At 67.1% G+C, this 16,661-nt stretch carries 16 protein-coding genes; 5 read left to right on the top strand and 11 right to left on the bottom strand.

Annotated features, from left to right (window positions below; translation table 11 throughout):
* Positions 1-14 precede the first annotated feature (14 nt).
* A complete protein-coding gene (gene galE, locus KCTC_RS06680; RefSeq protein ID WP_125567918.1) occupies positions 15-998 on the bottom strand; it encodes a UDP-glucose 4-epimerase GalE in 984 nt (327 codons plus the stop codon).
* Between the two features lie 126 nt (positions 999-1,124).
* Between galE and folP the strand changes: the two genes are divergently transcribed.
* The gene (gene folP, locus KCTC_RS06675) at positions 1,125-1,988 is read left to right on the top strand and encodes a dihydropteroate synthase (RefSeq protein WP_231998869.1); all 864 of its coding nucleotides are present in this window, start codon (positions 1,125-1,127) and stop codon (positions 1,986-1,988) included.
* A 178-nt stretch (positions 1,989-2,166) separates the two neighbouring features.
* Here folP and KCTC_RS06670 read toward each other — a convergent pair whose 3' ends face one another.
* The 3 genes from KCTC_RS06670 to KCTC_RS06660 are packed head-to-tail and all read right to left on the bottom strand — an operon-like array spanning position 2,167 to position 5,425.
* A complete protein-coding gene (locus KCTC_RS06670) occupies positions 2,167-3,252 on the bottom strand; it encodes an ABC transporter substrate-binding protein (RefSeq protein WP_125567916.1) in 1,086 nt (361 codons plus the stop codon).
* Between the two features lie 38 nt (positions 3,253-3,290).
* Entirely contained in the window at positions 3,291-4,607 is a 1,317-nt protein-coding gene (locus tag KCTC_RS06665; protein ID WP_125567915.1) for an ABC transporter permease, read from the bottom strand.
* Positions 4,604-5,425, bottom strand: coding sequence for an ABC transporter ATP-binding protein (locus tag KCTC_RS06660; RefSeq protein ID WP_125567913.1), 822 nt, complete (start codon positions 5,423-5,425; stop codon positions 4,604-4,606). Before KCTC_RS06660 ends, KCTC_RS06665 begins: the two co-directional genes overlap by 4 nt.
* A gap of 134 nt (positions 5,426-5,559) precedes the next feature.
* Between KCTC_RS06660 and KCTC_RS06655 the strand changes: the two genes are divergently transcribed.
* Positions 5,560-7,140: a sensor histidine kinase gene (locus KCTC_RS06655; protein WP_125567911.1), complete on the top strand. Its 1,581-nt coding sequence runs from the start codon at positions 5,560-5,562 to the stop codon at positions 7,138-7,140.
* Positions 7,137-7,823, top strand: coding sequence for a response regulator (locus tag KCTC_RS06650; RefSeq protein ID WP_125567909.1), 687 nt, complete (start codon positions 7,137-7,139; stop codon positions 7,821-7,823). The genes KCTC_RS06655 and KCTC_RS06650 overlap by 4 nt, the downstream gene beginning before the upstream one ends.
* Positions 7,824-7,887: 64 nt before the next feature.
* Here the strand turns inward: KCTC_RS06650 and KCTC_RS06645 are convergent, their stop codons facing one another.
* The 7 genes from KCTC_RS06645 to KCTC_RS06615 form a co-directional block, all read right to left on the bottom strand.
* The gene (locus KCTC_RS06645; RefSeq protein WP_125567907.1) at positions 7,888-8,655 is read right to left on the bottom strand and encodes an enoyl-CoA hydratase-related protein; all 768 of its coding nucleotides are present in this window, start codon (positions 8,653-8,655) and stop codon (positions 7,888-7,890) included.
* Between the two features lie 19 nt (positions 8,656-8,674).
* Positions 8,675-9,220: a dihydrofolate reductase family protein gene (locus KCTC_RS06640; RefSeq protein ID WP_125567905.1), complete on the bottom strand. Its 546-nt coding sequence runs from the start codon at positions 9,218-9,220 to the stop codon at positions 8,675-8,677.
* Entirely contained in the window at positions 9,217-9,615 is a 399-nt protein-coding gene (locus KCTC_RS06635; RefSeq protein ID WP_125567903.1) for a class III extradiol ring-cleavage dioxygenase family protein, read from the bottom strand. Before KCTC_RS06635 ends, KCTC_RS06640 begins: the two co-directional genes overlap by 4 nt.
* A 54-nt stretch (positions 9,616-9,669) precedes the next feature.
* The gene (locus KCTC_RS06630) at positions 9,670-11,112 is read right to left on the bottom strand and encodes a hypothetical protein (RefSeq protein ID WP_125567901.1); all 1,443 of its coding nucleotides are present in this window, start codon (positions 11,110-11,112) and stop codon (positions 9,670-9,672) included.
* A 291-nt stretch (positions 11,113-11,403) separates the two neighbouring features.
* Positions 11,404-13,293, bottom strand: a complete 1,890-nt coding sequence (gene typA, locus KCTC_RS06625; RefSeq protein ID WP_125567899.1) for a translational GTPase TypA — start codon at positions 13,291-13,293, stop codon at positions 11,404-11,406.
* 32 nt (positions 13,294-13,325) lie between these two features.
* On the bottom strand, positions 13,326-14,015 hold the full coding sequence (locus tag KCTC_RS06620) for an aspartate/glutamate racemase family protein (RefSeq protein ID WP_125567897.1): 690 nt from the start codon (positions 14,013-14,015) through the stop codon (positions 13,326-13,328).
* Positions 14,016-14,076: 61 nt separating this feature from the next.
* A complete protein-coding gene (locus tag KCTC_RS06615) occupies positions 14,077-14,832 on the bottom strand; it encodes an SDR family NAD(P)-dependent oxidoreductase (RefSeq protein ID WP_125570056.1) in 756 nt (251 codons plus the stop codon).
* Positions 14,833-14,928: 96 nt separating this feature from the next.
* Between KCTC_RS06615 and mshA the strand changes: the two genes are divergently transcribed.
* Together mshA and KCTC_RS06605 are read left to right on the top strand one after the other, a co-directional pair.
* Entirely contained in the window at positions 14,929-16,155 is a 1,227-nt protein-coding gene (gene mshA / locus KCTC_RS06610; protein WP_231998868.1) for a D-inositol-3-phosphate glycosyltransferase, read from the top strand.
* Positions 16,152-16,634: a type III secretion system chaperone family protein gene (locus KCTC_RS06605; protein WP_125567895.1), complete on the top strand. Its 483-nt coding sequence runs from the start codon at positions 16,152-16,154 to the stop codon at positions 16,632-16,634. The genes mshA and KCTC_RS06605 overlap by 4 nt, the downstream gene beginning before the upstream one ends.
* The last annotated feature ends 27 nt before the right edge of the window (positions 16,635-16,661 follow it).

Here is a 16,661-nt window from a genome sequence, read left to right as displayed (position 1 = left end):
CCAAATCTTCAACTTCACGTTCCACGGGGGTAACCGTCCCCTGCAGCAGTGCGTGCCGACCAGGCGCTGGCGACCATGTCGGTCAGGCTGTTGCGCATCGTCCACTCCAGATCGCGGCCCGCAAGCTCGCCTGTGGCGACGATCCGGGCGGGATCTCCGGGGCGCCGCGGACCGATCTCAGGGATGAAATCGATGCCGGTGACCTCGCGTACCGCGTCCATGATCTCCTTCACGCTGGAGCCATTGCCGGACCCGAGGTTGTAGATCGGGGCGAGCTGCTCGCCTGCCGCCAACTTCTGGGCGGCGACCACATGGGAGTGTGCAAGGTCCGCGACGTGGACGTAGTCACGGACGCAGGTGCCGTCGGGAGTCGCGTAGTCGGTGCCGTTGATTCGTGGCGTACGCCCGTTGGCCAGGGCGTCGAACACCAGCGGGAACAGGTTGTGCGGGCTGGTGTCGTACAGATCGTCGGAGCCACTGCCGACGACGTTGAAGTAGCGCAGGCTCGTCTGGTGGAGGCCGTGGGTGCGGGCCACGTCGCGGATCAGCCATTCGCCGATCAGCTTCGTCTCGCCGTACGGGCTCTCCGGAAGCGTCGGCGTCTCCTCGGTCACGAGGTCGACATCGGGAGTGCCGAAGGTGGCTGCGCTGGAGGAGAACACGAAGTTCTTCACGCCTGTGCTGACCACGGCCTCAAGGAGCCGCGCGGTGCCCTCGACGTTCTGCTCGTAGGTGTGCAGCGGACGCTCGACGCTGACGCCGGCGAACTTGTAGCCGGCGAGGTGGATGACGCCCTCGACCTGGTGCTCGGTGATGGCCTTTTCGATGGCGGCGCGGTCAAGGATGCTGGCCTCGACGAACGCCACGTCGTCAGGCACGAAGCGTCGGAAACCGGTGCTGAGATCGTCCAGGACGACGGGGGTCAGGTCGGCATCGAGGAGCGCACGTGTCACATGGGATCCGATGTATCCGGCACCGCCGGTGACAAGCCAACTCACGTCGAGCAGGGTAGCGATGCGTAAGGGGTGTTGTCGCTCTCGCGCGTGTTAATTCTTGATGCTGGTGAGGTTTGTGGTGTCGGCGGCTCGACGGGTTCGGCGTACGTCCGCAGGTAGGGTCGCGGCGTGGTCCTCAAGCTCCGCTCGATCTCGTTCGACGACAACCAGCCGCTGGTGATGGCGATCGTCAACCGGACCCCGGACTCGTTCTACGACCAGGGCTCGACGTACGCGGAGGAAGCTGCGTGGGATCGGGTCGCGGAGGTCGTCGAACAAGGCGCCGACATCGTCGACATCGGCGGGGTGAAGGCCGGTTACGGGGCCGCTGTCTCGGCTGAGGAGGAGATCGACCGGGTCGCCGGGTTCGTGGCTCGCGTACGCGGTGCGTACCCACAGCTGGCGATCTCAGTCGACACCTGGCGGGCGTCGGTGGCTCGTGCGGTGCTCGCCGAGGGTGCCGACCTGATCAACGACGCCTGGGGTGGACACGACCCCGGGTTGGTGGACGTCGTGGCCGAGTTCGGCGCCGCCGTCGTGTGTACGCACGCCGGCGGGCTCTCGCCGCGCACCGACCCGCATCGCCAGGAGTACGACGACGTGATGGCGTCGATGCTGTCATCGGTGCTGGGCTACGCCGATCGAGCTCGTGCCGCCGGGGTGGCGTGGGAGTCGATCATCATCGATCCGGCCCATGACTTCGCGAAGAACACCTTCCACTCGCTGGAGACGACTCGGCGGTTGGGGGAGATGGTGGCCACCGGTTATCCGGTGCTCGTCTCGCTGTCCAACAAGGACTTCATCGGGGAGACCCTCGGTCGCGAGACCGGTGAGCGTCTGCCCGGCACCCTCGCCGCGACCGCCATCTCGGCATGGTTGGGAGCGCGGATCTATCGGGCCCACAACGTACGCGAGACGCGCGACGTGATCGACATGAGTTGGTCGATCGCTGGGCGCAGGCCGCCGTACCGCGCGATCCGCGGCCTCTCGTAACGCCGAAAGGTGAGGATTTCCGAGCCGAAAGGTGAGCCCGTCTCTGTGGACTGGAGACGACGTCACCTCTCGATCCGGATTTCTTCACCTTTCGGCGGTCAACCACCGACGGCGGGCCGATCACGTCCGTGAGATCGACCCGCCGCGGCTTGGGAGCCAGCCCCGAAGGGCTGTGCGACTAGTTCAGTGCGCCGTCCTTCGCCGCCTGGGTGGCGAAGTCGTTGGTGTAGGTCTTGCTCAGGTCCTCGTTGCCTGTGGCCACCTTGACGAGGACGAGGCTCTTGAGGACGTTCTGGGCACCCGACGCGGGCATCAGGCCGTCCGGCAGGAACTGGCCGTAGTCCTGGGTGAGGGACTTGATGTAGTCGGCCTTGGTCACCAGCGGGTTCTGGACGAACGACTGCGGCAGTGCGTTGGCGATGTCCGTCGCGTTGTGGGTGTGGATCCAGTGCATCGTCGCGACGAGCGCGTCGACCACCTTCTGGACGGTCGCCTTGTTGCTGTTCACCCAGTCGGTCTTCGCCAGGACTCCGGCCGCGGGCCACTGGTCGCCGATGGCCGCCTGAGCGCCCTGGACCGTCGCCAGGTCGATGGCCGAGTACGCCAGCCCTTGGCTCTCGAGGGCGCCGACCGTCGGCTGCGTGGTCATCATGCAGTCGATGTTGCCGCGCTGAAGTTGGGCGATGGCCGGTGCGCCGGCGCCGACTCCGATCGTCTTGTAGTCGCTGCGCTTGATGCCGGCCTTGGCGGCGATGAACTGGGTGAGGGTGTCGGTGCCCGAGCCGATGTCGGTGACGCCCATCTTCTTGCCCTTGATGTCAGCCGGGCTGTGGACGCCGCTGTTGGTGCCACACATGATCCGCTCGCCCGGGGCGCCGGAGAGCTGGACGACGTCCTCGACGCTCTTGCCCTTGTCCTGGAGCTGGATGGTGTGGTTGTACCAAGCACCGGACATCTGTACGTCGCCGGCCAGAAGCGCGTCCTCGGCGCTGACGCTGCCCTCGGTGCTGAGCACGACGTTGACGCCGTACTTCTGGTAGAAGCCGAGCTTCTGGGCCAGCGTGTAGGGAAGGTAGATCTGCTTGTCCCAGCCGCCGATCATGAGCTTCACGGTCGGGAAGCTGGCGTTGTAGGTCGGCGCGGCCGAGACCGAGGCACCGAAGGCGTTGCTCGAGGCGCTGCTCGGGCTGGAGGATCCACAGGCCGCCAGGGCGGGCGTGGCGGTCAGCAGCGCAGCGGCTGCCAGGGCGATGCGACGGTTCATTGTTGTTCTCTTTCCTTTACGGGTTGTTGGTGAGGTCGTCAGATGCTGGCGGCGTCGGATCGCGACGCGGGACGCCATCCGAGCAACCGGTGCTCGAGCTTGGTGAGCAGGGCTTCGGCCACGAGGACGATCACGGCGACGGTGATCATCACGGCGAAGACGCCGGTGCCGTCGAAATTGCCTTGTGAGGCGTGGATGACGTCGCCCAGGCCCTCGGTGGACCCCAGTACCTCGGCCACGAGGACGCCGACGATCGCGAATCCGAAGGCGCTGTGCAGGGAGGCGATGATCCAGGTCATCGCCGACGGGATGGTGACGTGCCGGGTGATGTTCCACTTGGAGGCGCCGAGGACTCGGGCGTTCGACAGGATGTTCGGGTCAACCTCGCGTACGCCCTGGAAGGCGTTGAAGAAGACGACGAAGAAGACCAGGACGCCGGCAAGGAGGATCTTCGGGGTCAGGCCCAGGCCGAACGCGACCACGAAGATCGATCCGAGGACGATGCGCGGAATGGCGTTGACGACCTTGATGAACGGGCTGAACACATCGGCGAGGTACGCGTTCTGGCCCAGCGCGACTCCGGCGACGACTCCGGCTGCGGATCCGACTGCGAACCCGAAGACCGCTTCCTTCAACGTCACGTAGATCTGTCGGCTGTACGCCCCGAACTGGGTGCCTCCGTTGAAGAACCATCGCAGGCCGCCGTGCTGGACGTCGCCCTGGAAGATGACGGACGGCTTGCCGTAGGTGAAGGCGTCGAGCAGGGGGTGGCTGCCAGACGTCGCCCACTGCCAGGAGCCGAAGATGGCGACGGTCAGCAGGAGTTGACCACTGAGGACGACCAGCCGGCGCCTGCGGCGTACCGCTGGCTCCGGGCGGCTGAAGCTGATCAGGAGCGCAGTTGCCACGGCGACCGCGAGAAGGGTCCACGCAGCCCAACCCCAGCCGATCTGGCCCGGCGTCGCGCTGGTGTCGGCCGGGTTGAGGATGTCGAATGCCGACACGTGGGTGCTGCCACCCGCGGAGAAGGTGATCCCCGGGTGCACGATCAGCGCAAAGGCGGCCAGCGCCAGCCCGCCATTGGCGGCGTAGCCGCAGATGGCGTCACGGCCGGGGACCGGCACGTTGGCGATGCGGGCCGCTGCGGCCAGGGCGGCGACAAGAAGGAGTACGGCGGCGAGCCAGCCCCACCAGCCGTGCCAGGCGTTGTTCACGAAACGTACGCCGGTGGGCGTGGTTGCGGTGTAGTAGTCGAAGAACGACAGCGCGAAGCCGGCCAGGCCGAGGAGTGCGATCACGAAGTCGATCGGGCTCCGTGCTGATGCCGACGATCGGGTTCCACCTGTGGTGCTCATACCGAGACTCCCTTCGCGGTCGTCGCGTACGCGCGCTCGACCTCTTCGCGCAGCGAGGCCCAGATCTGGCGCTGCAGTTCGACGAAGCGCGGCTGGAAGCGGATCTCCTGGACGTCGCCGCGCGGGCGGGCCAGGTCGATGTCGTAGATGTCCTTGACCGCGCCCGGCGAGGAGGTCATCACGACGACCTTGTCCGAGAGCGCGACGGCTTCGTCGAGGTCGTGGGTGATGAAGATGACCGAGCAGCGCACCTGCTCCCAGAGGTTGAGCAGCTCGTTCGACATGATCGCCTTGGTCTGGACGTCCAGGGCGCCGAACGGCTCGTCCATGATCAGGATCCGCGGCTCGTTGATCAGCGCCGCAGCCATCGCGACGCGCTTGCGCATGCCGCCCGAGAGCTGATGGGGGTAGCGGTCCTCGAAGCCGGCCAGGCCGACGCGACGCAGCCAGTCGCGTGCCTTGGCGTACGCGTCCTTCTTCTTGACGCCGCGGAAGATCGGGCCGAGGGCGACGTTGTGGAGGACCGACTTCCAGGGCAGGAGGGCGTCCTGCTGGAACATGAAGGAGACACCGTCGGCGATGCCGTCGACCGGCTTGCCGCCCACCGTGACAGTGCCCTCGGAGGGCTTGTCGAGGCCGGAGACGAGGGACAAGGTCGTGGACTTGCCGCAGCCGGTCGGACCGACCACGGCACAGAACTCACCCGGTTCGACGGTGAACGTGACATCGCGTACCGCGGTGAAGACATCCCCGGACGGGGTGAGGAATCGTTTGCTGACGTCGACGAGTTCGACGCGCGCACTGTGGACTTCTGACATGTGAGCCACCGTAGGAACAGCTGTGACCCAGGTCACGATTGTGCTGTTACCCCGCGGTTAACCGGCTTGATACAGGTTTTGATCGTTCTGCTCATGTGTGAGCCGGACCACATCGCTCACTACTGTCAGAGGCGATGCGCAAACTCTCGACCCAGATCCTGGCCAGCCAGGTGGTCATCCTGGTGATCACGGTGGCGGTCGGCTTCGGCCTGTTCGTCCGGGGCGAGCGTACGAACCTCGACCACACGTACGAACGCCGCGCAGGCGCGATCGCGGCAACCACCGCGCAGATACCTGACATCCGCCGCTGCATGGCGGCGAGTGCCCGGTGTGGGGACACCATCCAGCGGCTGGCGATCGACGTGATGAACTCGACGGGTGCCTCGTACGTCGTGGTCATCGACCTCCACCGGATCCGGCACTCGCACCCGTACGCGGCGCTCATCGGGCAGCCCGTCTCCGAGCCGATTGCCACGCTTGACGGCCAGATCCACTACACCGTCGACGCCGGAAGCACCGGCCGGTCCGCAAACGGCAAGGCGCCGTTGTACGACCTCGCCGGAGCGATGGTCGGCGAGGTCTCGGTGGGGCTCCAGGAGAGTTCGGTGGCTGCGACGTGGCGCAGCGAACTGCCGTTGATGGGACTGTGGTTCGGGGTCGCCCTCGGAGTCGGCGCCCTGGTCTCCCTTGTTCTGGCTGCACGGCTCAAACGGCGGACCTTCGGGCTCGAACTGGACGAGATCGCCCTGCTCTTCCAGGAGCGTGAGGCCGTCCTCCACGGGATCCGCGAGGGCATGATCGCGCTGGACGAGCATCAGCGGGTCGTGGTGATGAACGACGAGGCCAGGCGTCTGGCGGACCTCGGCTCGGTCAGTCTCGGCGAGCGACTCAAGGACGCGCTGCCGGAGGGACGGCTTCGGGACGTACTCACCGGTGCCACCGCCGGACGCGACGATGTCGTCCTCACCGACGACTTCTGTCTGACCGTCAACCGGATGCCGGTCTCGTTGGCGGGACGGCCACACGGATCGGTGATCACGCTGCGTGACCGGACGGAGCTGGCCGGCCTGCTCCGCGAGTTGGACAGCGTACGCGGCATGACGGATGCCCTCCGTGCGCAGCAGCACGAGTTCTCCAACCGGATGCACACCGTGGCCGGCCTGCTGGAGCTCGGCGAGCACCAGGAGGCGCTCGCGTATCTGACCGATCTCGTCGGGGGCGAGGCGAGCCGCTCGGAGTCGCTCCGTGAGCGGATCGCCAGCCCTCTGGTCGTGGCGCTGCTGCTCGCCAAGACCACCATCGCCTCCGAGCGAGGCATCGACCTGGTGCTGACCGATGACTCCTGGCTGGGCGACGTACCCACCCGCGAGCAGGCGGTCACCACGATCGTCGGCAACCTGATCGACAATGCCCTCGACGCGCTCTCGGGCGACGGTTTCGAGCCAGGTCGGCAGGGTCGCGTGGAGGTGTCGATCGTGGAGGACCCGAGCGAGATCCGGATCCGGGTACGCGACAACGGACCGGGGCTCCCGCCGGGCGCGGCCACCGCCGTGTTCGTCGACGGCTATACGACCAAGCCGGCGCGCGAGTCGGTCCACCGCGGACTGGGGCTGGCGCTGGTCCATCGCATCGTGCAGCGGCTCGGCGGCGTCATCACTGCAAGCGAGGGCCCGGGCGCGGAGTTCTCGGTCACCCTTCCGAAGGATGCGTCATGATCACCACACTCATCGTCGACGACGACTTCCGGGTGTCCCGGATCCACGCGGCGTACGTGGCCGGCGTCGAGGGCTTCCGGGTCATCGGAGAAGCGCACACGCTGCGCGAGGCGCTCACCTCGATCGAGTCGTTGAAGCCGGATCTGGTGCTGCTGGACGTCTACCTGCCCGACGGCAGCGGGCTGGACGTCCTCACCCAGGATCTGCCCGGCGACTATCGGCCGGACTGCATCGTCATCACCGCAGCCCGTGACGTCGCGACGGTGCGTACTGCCATGCAACGCGGCGCCGTGCACTTCCTGGTCAAGCCCTTCCCGGCGGCGGCGCTGCGAGAGCGACTCATCAGCTATCGCGACCTGCACCGGCAGCTCAAGGCGCTCAGCGACGAGCCGGACCAGGCAGAGGTCGACCGCCTGTTCCGTACGCTGCGCGGTCCCGACGAGTTGCCGCCGACTCTCCGCAAGGGCCACTCGGCTCCCACGCTCGAACTTGTGCGATCGGCCGTCCGGCAGTCGCCGGAGCCGATCTCAGCCGCTGACATCGCCGAGCAGGTGGGCATCAGTCGTCCGACGGCCCAGCGCTATCTCGCCTACCTCGCCGAGCACGGGCTCGTACGCCTGGAACTCCGGTACGGAGGTGCCGGTCGGCCGGAGCACCTCTACGCCCCGGTCGCGCCGCGCTGACCGCCGAGACCCGACATCCGGCAGGCCGAAACCCGACATCCGGCAGGCCGAAACCCGGCGTTAGTCAGCCCCTGAACGCCGGCTTCTCCTTCGCGAGGAACGCGCGTACGCCCTCGGCGAAGTCGGGGCCGCCGTACACCTCGCGCAGCAGCGCCTCCTCACCTTCGGGCACCTGCTCGATCGTGCCCGCGCGGAAGGCGAGTTGATCCTTGGTCGTACGCCGGGTGACCCCCGACAGGAGCAGGATCTCCTCGACGAGCGCCGCCACCGAGGCGGTTAGCGCGTCTCCGTCCTCGACCACTTCCGCCAGCGCGCCGAGGCCGTACGCCCGCTGGGCGGTGACCAACCGGGCGGCGAGCAACATCTCGCGGGTGATCGATTCGCCGAAGATCGCGGCGCAGCGGAACAGCACGGGGGCGGAGAGTGCGTTGCCGAGGGTCCTCGCGATCGGGTAGCCGAACTTCGATTTCGCCGTCGCCAACCGGAGGTCGCAGAACGTCGCGATCCCCAGGCCGCCGCCGACGCAGACGCCGTCGACGGCCGCGATCGTGACCTGCGGGAGTGCAGCCAGGGCGTCGAACATCGTCCGGATCTCGGCTTCGTACGAGACCTGGTCCTGTGCCAGGAAGTCGGCAATGTCATTGCCGGCGGCGAACGCCTTGCCTCCGGCACCGCGGAGCACGACCGCCTTCACGGTGGTGTCCTGGGCGGTGGCGAGGAAGAGCTCGCGCATCTCGGTGTACATCGCGCGGGTGAAGGAGTTGAACTTCTCCGGGCGGTTGAAGGTCACCTCGACGACGCCTTCGCGGCGTTCGATCATCAGATCAGTCACGGGTCGAGGCTAGTGGGGCTCAGCGGTTGACGAGCCACCGGGCGAAGAGCGTCCCGTCGTCCTCCGCGAGCGAAGCCAGCGTGAGGCCCACGCTCAGATCCGGACCGGCGGTGATCCGCCCGTACGAACCACCGACGAGCGCGGGCGTGTACGTCACACACAACTCGTCGACCACGCCGGCGGTGAGCAGGTCGGTGAGCAGGTGGGGCCCGCCTTCGACGTGGATGTGCTGGTAGCCGTCCTCGTACATTCCGGTGATGATCGAGCGCGGCTCGCCGGAGACGACCGTGGCCCACGCCAGATCGGCGGGGAACCCGTGCGCGACAACGACGATCGGCGTGGTGACCGGTCCGTAACCCTCGGCCCGGGCCGTGCCACCGCCCACCAGGATCACGTCCGCCGTGTCCCGCAGTCGGTTGAAGAGTTCCTTGTCGGTCGCGTTGTTGATCGTCCCGCTGAGGCCATCCGGCCCGTGCGCCGAGCCGTCGGCGGTCGACACCATCGTCGCGCGCACCCACGGACCGGCGGGCCAGGTGTACGAGGTGTCACCGAGCAGAGTCCTCATGATGCGTACCTGATGACCCACCAGGCCACTCCGGTCGGAGCGTCGTGGTAGTCGACGCTGACCTGCCACGGCTTGCTGGCCAGCGCGTCGGCGAGGTCCGGCGCGGAGCCGACGGTCGCCCAGAGTTCGGTGGCGAGCCTCTGGTCTGTCGAGCGGATCCTTGCGACGTCGGGCCCGGTCAACGCCGTGAACAACGCCTCGTCGAACGGAACCGCTCGTTCGTCGAAAGGCCCGGGAGAGGCCTGCGTACGCCGGGCGGAGCCGTTGATCACGAAGACCCGGTCGGCCCATTCGCGCGCAGCCGTCACCGCGGCGCGCAGTTCCGGGATCGGATCGGTGAGGGACGCGTACCGCTCCTGAAGAGCCAATGTCCCCGGCACGACCGCGATCCTCACCGGTCGACACTAGCCGGTCGTTCAGGAATTGCGTTCGCTGGTTGGACAGGTCGGCTACGGAATCAGCACGTGGCCTGCGGAGTTCAGTGTGAACGTCTGGCTCCAACCGGTCCCCGGTGCGCTTGTCGTGGTGTAGGTGACGGGGACGTAGAGCCTGAGTTGCTGTGCCGGTGCTACCCAGGAGGCGCTACGCCGGAGCGTGATCGACAACGTCTGAGCGACGGTCGGAGCCGTCACCGCACAGGTGAAACTCTTGCCGAGGACCTTGTCGAAGGTGACTGGCGTGGGGGTGATGCCCGCCAGGAAGTCACAGGTGTTGCCGGCATTCGTGGTGCCCCAGGCGTCAACCTGCACGGTCCCGCAAGGATTTGGCACGCCCGGGATGGAGCCGGAGTAGGTATAGGTCCCGTCGTCGTTCAGTGGCCAGAAACTTTGCATCGCGGTGCGTCCGGTCACGTACGTCTGGTACGCGCCGAAGTTTGCGGCCGTGCGCATCGCATCGACTTCCGTGGCCGACGTTGGCGCGGCTCGGTACCACGCCCCGGACGTGAGGCCGCCCGCCGAGACAGTCGCTTGGCCGGGTGCGTTGGCCCAGTTCAGGTGCCAGTAGCCGGACGTCCCTGAAGGCAGAAGTGCCGTGCCCGGAATCGGGAGCGTCACCGTCGTTGCTGACCCGTCGATGTACATCGTGGGGGTTGCCGTCAGCCCCAGAGTGATGGGCACGGACAGCACTACGAAATGCCATGCGGTGGTCGACATGACCGCGGCGGACTTCGCGGTCACAGTGCCCGTCGTTGTGGCCAGACTGAATCCGAGGTGGCCCGAGCTGTCGGTCCAGATGGCGGGGGAGGAGGTCGAACTCGTGGTGGCGTTGTACGACGTGGGGTCGAACGACATGTAGCCGCCCTTGTTGGTGGACTTGAACCACAGTCCGATGCTGTATCCACCGGCGACAGCATTGGGTGAGGTCTGCAGGGCCGCTCCGGAGCCGTAGGAAAACCCTTGGGTGCTGACCGCATTGGTCGTTGCCCATGGATCAGTCGTGTTGAAAATGATCTGGCCGAAATCGGCACGCGCAAGGAGCGGATCAGCGGTGTCAAGGCTGTTGGACAACGCTTGCGCCGGGCAGCTGGACGCGACGGAAAATGTTCCGGTTGTGCTTCGCTGTGCGGCCGTCGCGGTTCCGCCCGGAGTGATCGACGGTCCGGAGTAGGTCTTGGGCAGCCCCGTGGTGAGGAGCGCGGCGCTGTCGTAGATACTTCCGATCGGGCACCTCGCCGTGGGCGTACTCGCACCGGCGGCAATGTTGCAGGTCACAGTCCCGAAGTACCCGGTGTACTTGAATGCCGACGAGATCGTCGCAGACTGGAGCGTGTTGGTGCCGTTGGTGATGCTGCCGGGCCAGTTCGCGTAGGTCAGCGTCGCTCCAATAGTGAGCACGCTGAGCACCGCAAGAGCGCTCACCCAGATGCGCCGCGGCAGCCGAATGACCTGCATGAATGTCCCCCATCACTGCAATTCCGCGGCAAGACACTGCTACGGCACGGGGGAGTCTAGGCGCGATTCACGCCGCGCGTCAGCGACTCAGGACTTGTTCGCCTTGCGTACTCGGCTTGCCACCGACGGACCCTGCGGGTCCGTGGTTGCTTCGCCGTTTCCGGCAAGTCGAACCAAGTCTCCGCTGCGCTACGCTTTGTTCGCCTTGCGCACTCGGCTTGCCACCGATGGACCCTGCGGGTCCGTGGTTGCTTCGCCGTTTCCGACAAGTCGAACCAAGTCTCCGCTTCGCTACGACTTGTTCGACTTCCGCAAACGGCTCGCAACCTTCGCGCGCTCGTTGGCGTCCAGGACGACCTTGCGGATCCGGGTCATCTCCGGGGTGACCTCGACGCACTCGTCGTCGCGGCAGAACTCGAGGCACTGCTCGAGCGACAGGTCGCGCGGCGGGGTGAGCTTCTCGAAGTTGTCCGACGTCGCGGAGCGGATGTTGGTCTGCTGCTTCTCGCGGGTGATGTTGACGTCCATGTCGTCCTGGCGCGAGTTCTCGCCGACGATCATGCCCTCGTACACCTCGGTGCCCGGCTTCACGAACAGGGTGCCGCGCTCCTGGAGCGAGGTCATCGCGTGCGCGGTCACCGCGCCGGAACGGTCGGCGACGAGCGAGCCGTTGTTGCGGGCCCGGATCTCGCCGGCCCACGGGGTGTAGCCCTCCGAGATCGAGGACGACATGCCGGTGCCGCGGGTCTCGGTGAGGAAGTCGGTCCGGAAACCGATCAAGCCGCGGGCGGGGACGACGAACTCCAGGCGGATCCAGCCGGTGCCGTGGTTGGTCATGTTCTCCATGCGGCCCTTACGGGTCGCGAGGAGCTCGGTGATGGCACCGAGGAACTCCTCCGGAGCGTCGATGGTCAGGCGCTCGAGCGGCTCGTGGACCTTGCCGTCGATCTCTTTGGTGACGACCTGCGGCTTGCCGACGGTGAGCTCGTAGCCTTCGCGCCGCATCTGCTCCACGAGGATCGCCAGCGCCAACTCACCACGGCCCTGGACCTCCCACGCGTCCGGACGCTCGGTCGGGAGTACGCGCAGGGACACGTTGCCGATGAGCTCGGAGTTGAGGCGGTCCAGCACCATGCGGGCGGTGACCTTGGAGCCCTTGACCTTGCCGACGAGCGGCGAGGTGTTCGTACCGATGGTCATCGAGATGGCCGGCTCGTCGACGTGGATCAGCGGCAGGGCGATCGGGTTCTCCGGGTCGGCCAGCGTCTCGCCGATCATGATGTCCGGGATGCCCGCGATGGCGACGATGTCGCCGGGACCGGCCAGTTCGCCGGGCACGCGGGTCAGGCCCTCGGTGATCAGCAGTTCGGTGATCTTGACGTTCTTGACCGCGCCGTCGCGGCGCATCCAGGCGACCTGCTGGCCCTTCTTCAACTCGCCCTGCTTGATCCGCAGGAGAGCCAGACGACCGAGGAACGGCGAGGCGTCAAGGTTGGTGACGTGGGCCTGCAGCGGCGCGCCCTCGTCGTACGACGGGGCCGGGATGGTGTCCAGGATCGTCTGGAACAGCGGCTCCAGGTTGGAGCCCTCCGGGAGGGTGCCGTTCTCGGGCTTCACCAGCGACGCGATGCCGGCCTTGCCCGAGGCGTAGATGACCGGGAAGTCGAGAGCATCGTGGGAGTGCGAGTCGTCGAGGAGGTCCATGAAGAGTTCGTACGTCTCGTCGACGACCTCGTCGATGCGGGAGTCGTGGCGGTCGGTCTTGTTGACCACCAGGACGACCGGCATGTCGGCGTTGAGGGCCTTGCGCAGGACGAATCGGGTCTGCGGGAGCGGGCCCTCGGAGGCGTCGACCAGGAGCACGATGCCGTCGACCATCGACAGGCCGCGCTCGACCTCGCCACCGAAGTCGGCGTGGCCGGGGGTGTCGATGATGTTGATGGTCATGCCGCCCTCGGGGGCGTACGCACCGTTGTAATGGATCGCGGTGTTCTTCGCGAGGATCGTGATGCCCTTCTCGCGCTCCAGGTCACCGGAGTCCATGACCCGGTCGGTCGCCGACTCGAGGTCGTGGGCGCTGAAGGCGCCGCCCTGACGGAGCATGGCGTCGACGAGGGTGGTCTTGCCGTGGTCGACGTGCGCCACGATGGCGACGTTGCGCAGGTTCGCGAACTTGGTCATGGGGTTGGCCCTTTCCGGGTCAGAAGCAGAGATCAGGCAAGTGCGCGGTCGAGGGCGGCCTCGACGTGCACGGAGATGACGTCGATGACGGGGACATCCACGTCATCGGGGCGTACGAGCAGCGAGAGCTCGGTCGCGCCGAGGAGGATCGCGTCGACGCCTGAGTCCCAGATCTCGTCGATGATGGTGAGTACGCGCTTGCGCGAGCCCGGCTTGACCGTACGGAAGACGAGCTCCTCGTAGATGATCCGGTCGAGCGAGTCGACATGGATCTCGTCGGGGAGGTTGACGTCCAGGCCCCGGTCGGACAGCAGCTCGGCGAAGAAGTTGTTCTCCAGGGTGAACTTGGTGCCGAGCAGGCCCACGGTCGAGTAGCCCGCAGCCTTGCAGGCGTCCTCGATGGCGCCGGCGATGCCGATCAGCGGCACGTTCACGGACGCGGCGACGGCGTCGAAGACGTGGTGGAAGGACAGCGTGCAGAGCAGGATGAAGTCGGCTCCTGCGCGCTCGACGCTCTGGGCGGCCTCCGACAGGATGGCGCCGATGCGGTCCCAGTCGCCCTGCTCTTGCAGGTCGTTGAGTTCGCCGAGGTCGACCGAATTCATCACGATCTTGGCGGAGTGAAGACCGCCCAGTCGTGCCTGGATGCCCTTGTTCAGTCCCTCGTAGTACGCAGCACTGGATTCCCAGCTCATGCCACCGATGAGGCCGATCGTCTTCACGGGCCGAGTGTCCCATTCCGCGACGGTCGCGCCCCAATCGGCGGCGCCCCGGTTGAGCGTGCTAGGAGCGTCGATCGACCTTGTGCGCGGCCGCCTGCGCACGGGGTTTGATCACGAGTCGGTCAATGTTCACGTGGGCTGGTCGGGTCACCATCCACGAGATCGCATCGGCGATGTCCTCGGCGACCAGCGGTTCGGCCACCCCGGCGTACGCGGCGTCAGCCCGAGCCTGGTCCCCTCCGAACCGGGTCAGTGAGAACTCCTCGGTGTGTACCATGCCCGGATCGATCTCCATCACCCGCACGGGCTGGTCGAAGACCTCGAGCCGCAGCGCCTCCATGACCGCTCGTACGCCGAACTTGGCGGCGTTGTAGCCCGCGCCGCCCTCGTAAGCCACCAGGCCGGCGGTCGAGCCGACCGTCACGATCGCTCCGGCCCCGGAGGCAATCAGCGCGGGCAGCACGGCACGGGTCACCTGCATGACTCCGAGCACGTTCACGTCGTACATCCGACGCCACTCGTCGGTGTCCGCGGCGGCAACCGGGCTCAGCCCGTACGCGCCGCCGGCGTTGTTGACCAGGACATCGAGGTGCGGTCCGACGGCCTCTGCCAGCGCGGCGACGGATGCTGCGTCCGTCACGTCGGTGGTGATGGAGATCCCACCGATCTCAGCCGCCAGGGCCTCGATCCGGTCGGTGCGCCGCGCCGCGAGAATCACGCGGTAGCCGTCGTCGGCCAGACGCCGTGCGGTGGCGGCTCCGATGCCGCTGGAGGCCCCCGTGACAACGGCGGTCTTCTGGTTGCGGTCGTCGTTCAACACACCTCCACAGTAGCCATCGACAGGCTCCGGGAATGATGTGCACCTGGTTGCCGTTGCAGCCAAGGACGCAACGGTCGAGATGAGGAGGTCTGCGTGCAGCGTGTCGCGATGGTGAGCATGCACACGTCACCGCTGGACCAGCCCGGGACCGGTGACGCCGGCGGCCTCAACGTGTACGTCCTCGAGCTCTCCCGACGGCTGGCGGATGCGGGCATCGAGGTCGATCTCTTCACCCGACGGACGTCACCGTCGGCGCCTTCCTCGGTCGACTACGCCGACGGCATCACCATCCGGCACCTCGAGGCGGGTCCCGTCCGCCCGGTTGCCAAGGAGGCGCTCGCAGAACTGGTGCCCGCCTTCGCCGCTGCGCTCGCACAGACCGATGACCGCGCGTACGACTTGATCCACTCCCACTACTGGCTCTCGGGCCGCGCCAGCCTGATGGCGTCGCGACGCTGGGACGCGCCGCTGGTGCACTCGATGCACACCACCGCCCGGATGAAGAACCTCACGCTGGCCGTCGGCGACCGGGCCGAGCCGCGCTCGCGCGTCCTCGGTGAGGAGTTCATCGCAGCGAACGCCGACCTGCTGATCGCCAACACCGATGCTGAGGCGAGCCACCTGATCAGCGCGTACGGCGCTGACTCGGATCGTGTGACCGTGGTGCACCCCGGCGTGAACCTGTCGACCTTCCGCCCGGATGTGACCGCGCGTGCGGCACTCGGTCTCAACGCAGATGCGATCGTGCTGGCGTTCGTCGGTCGTCTGCAGCCGTTGAAGGCCCCCGATGTACTCCTGCGGGCAGTGGCCGTGATGCTGGCCCGCAACCCCTCCTTGCGACCGCGACTGGTGGTGCCGATCATCGGTGGACCGTCCGGCGCCGGCCCCGACGTCTCGCTGCCGGGGCTGGTCCGCGAGTTGGGCATCGGCGATGTTGTACGCCTGCTGCCACCGCTCGCCCATGCCGAACTCGCGCGCTGGTACGCCGCATCCACGTTGGTGGCCGTGCCGTCCTACAGCGAGACGTTCGGACTGGTGGCACTGGAAGCCCAGGCCGCCGGCACGCCTGTGGTCGCGGCCGCCGTCGGGGGACTGCGTACGGCCGTGCGTGAGGGGATCTCCGGGCTTCTCGTCGACGGGCACTCGGCCGAGGCCTGGGCCAGCGCCCTCACCCGGGGGATCGCTCAGCGCGAGCGGCTCGCGGTCGGTACTCGGCCCCACGCGGCGGCCTTCTCCTGGGAGGCGACTGCGGCGAGGATGATCGGTGCGTACGAATGTGTCACCAGCGCGAGCCTGATCGACGAGGAGATGACCGCATGATCGAGGTCGTCCGGGCGTGGCTTTCCACGAATGAGATCGAAGCCACCGAGGAGCAACTGGAGACGGGCGAGGTCAAGATTTCCTTCACGCTGCCGGGGACCAAGAAGTTGCAGACTCCGGTGCGCCTCGATCTGGGCCGCCACGCACTCGGCATCCACGCTTTCGTCTGTCGTCGGCCCGACGAGAACTTCGAGGCGGTGTATCGCTTCCTCCTCGAGCAGAACATGCGCCTCTTCGGGGTTGCGTACGGGCTCGACAGCGACGGCGACATCTACCTCGACGCGCGACTGCCGCTGAGTGCCGTCAACGCCGACGACCTCGACCGCCTGCTCGGCTCGGTGCTGACGTACGCCGACGAGGCCTTCAACGTGCTGCTGGAACTGGGCTTCTCGACGTCGATCCGCAAGGAATGGGCCTGGCGCGAGGCGCGCGGCGAATCAACCGCCAATCTCGAGGCCTTCCGCCACCTGCGCGGCTAACGCCGAAACCCGGCATCCGTCACCCCG

Origin of the sequence: Nocardioides baekrokdamisoli (genome assembly GCF_003945325.1) — a bacterium.
GTDB classification, from domain to species: Bacteria; Actinomycetota; Actinomycetes; order Propionibacteriales; family Nocardioidaceae; genus Nocardioides; species Nocardioides baekrokdamisoli.
Note: the sequence above shows the minus strand (reverse complement) of the source record. Positions and strands in the feature narration are given on the sequence as shown.

Excerpts from the sequence above, each read along its gene's own strand:
- KCTC_RS06655 (WP_125567911.1), top strand. The coding sequence starts at position 5,560 with ATGCGCAAACTCTCGACCCAGATCCTGGCCAGCCAGGTGGTCATCCTG.
- KCTC_RS06670 (WP_125567916.1), bottom strand. The coding sequence starts at position 3,252 with ATGAACCGTCGCATCGCCCTGGCAGCCGCTGCGCTGCTGACCGCCACG.
- KCTC_RS06630 (WP_125567901.1), bottom strand. The coding sequence starts at position 11,112 with ATGCAGGTCATTCGGCTGCCGCGGCGCATCTGGGTGAGCGCTCTTGCG.
- KCTC_RS06605 (WP_125567895.1), top strand. The coding sequence starts at position 16,152 with ATGATCGAGGTCGTCCGGGCGTGGCTTTCCACGAATGAGATCGAAGCC.
- KCTC_RS06640 (WP_125567905.1), bottom strand. The coding sequence starts at position 9,220 with ATGAGGACTCTGCTCGGTGACACCTCGTACACCTGGCCCGCCGGTCCG.
- KCTC_RS06660 (WP_125567913.1), bottom strand. The coding sequence starts at position 5,425 with ATGTCAGAAGTCCACAGTGCGCGCGTCGAACTCGTCGACGTCAGCAAA.
- KCTC_RS06650 (WP_125567909.1), top strand. The coding sequence starts at position 7,137 with ATGATCACCACACTCATCGTCGACGACGACTTCCGGGTGTCCCGGATC.
- typA (WP_125567899.1), bottom strand. The coding sequence starts at position 13,293 with ATGACCAAGTTCGCGAACCTGCGCAACGTCGCCATCGTGGCGCACGTC.
- KCTC_RS06665 (WP_125567915.1), bottom strand. The coding sequence starts at position 4,607 with ATGAGCACCACAGGTGGAACCCGATCGTCGGCATCAGCACGGAGCCCG.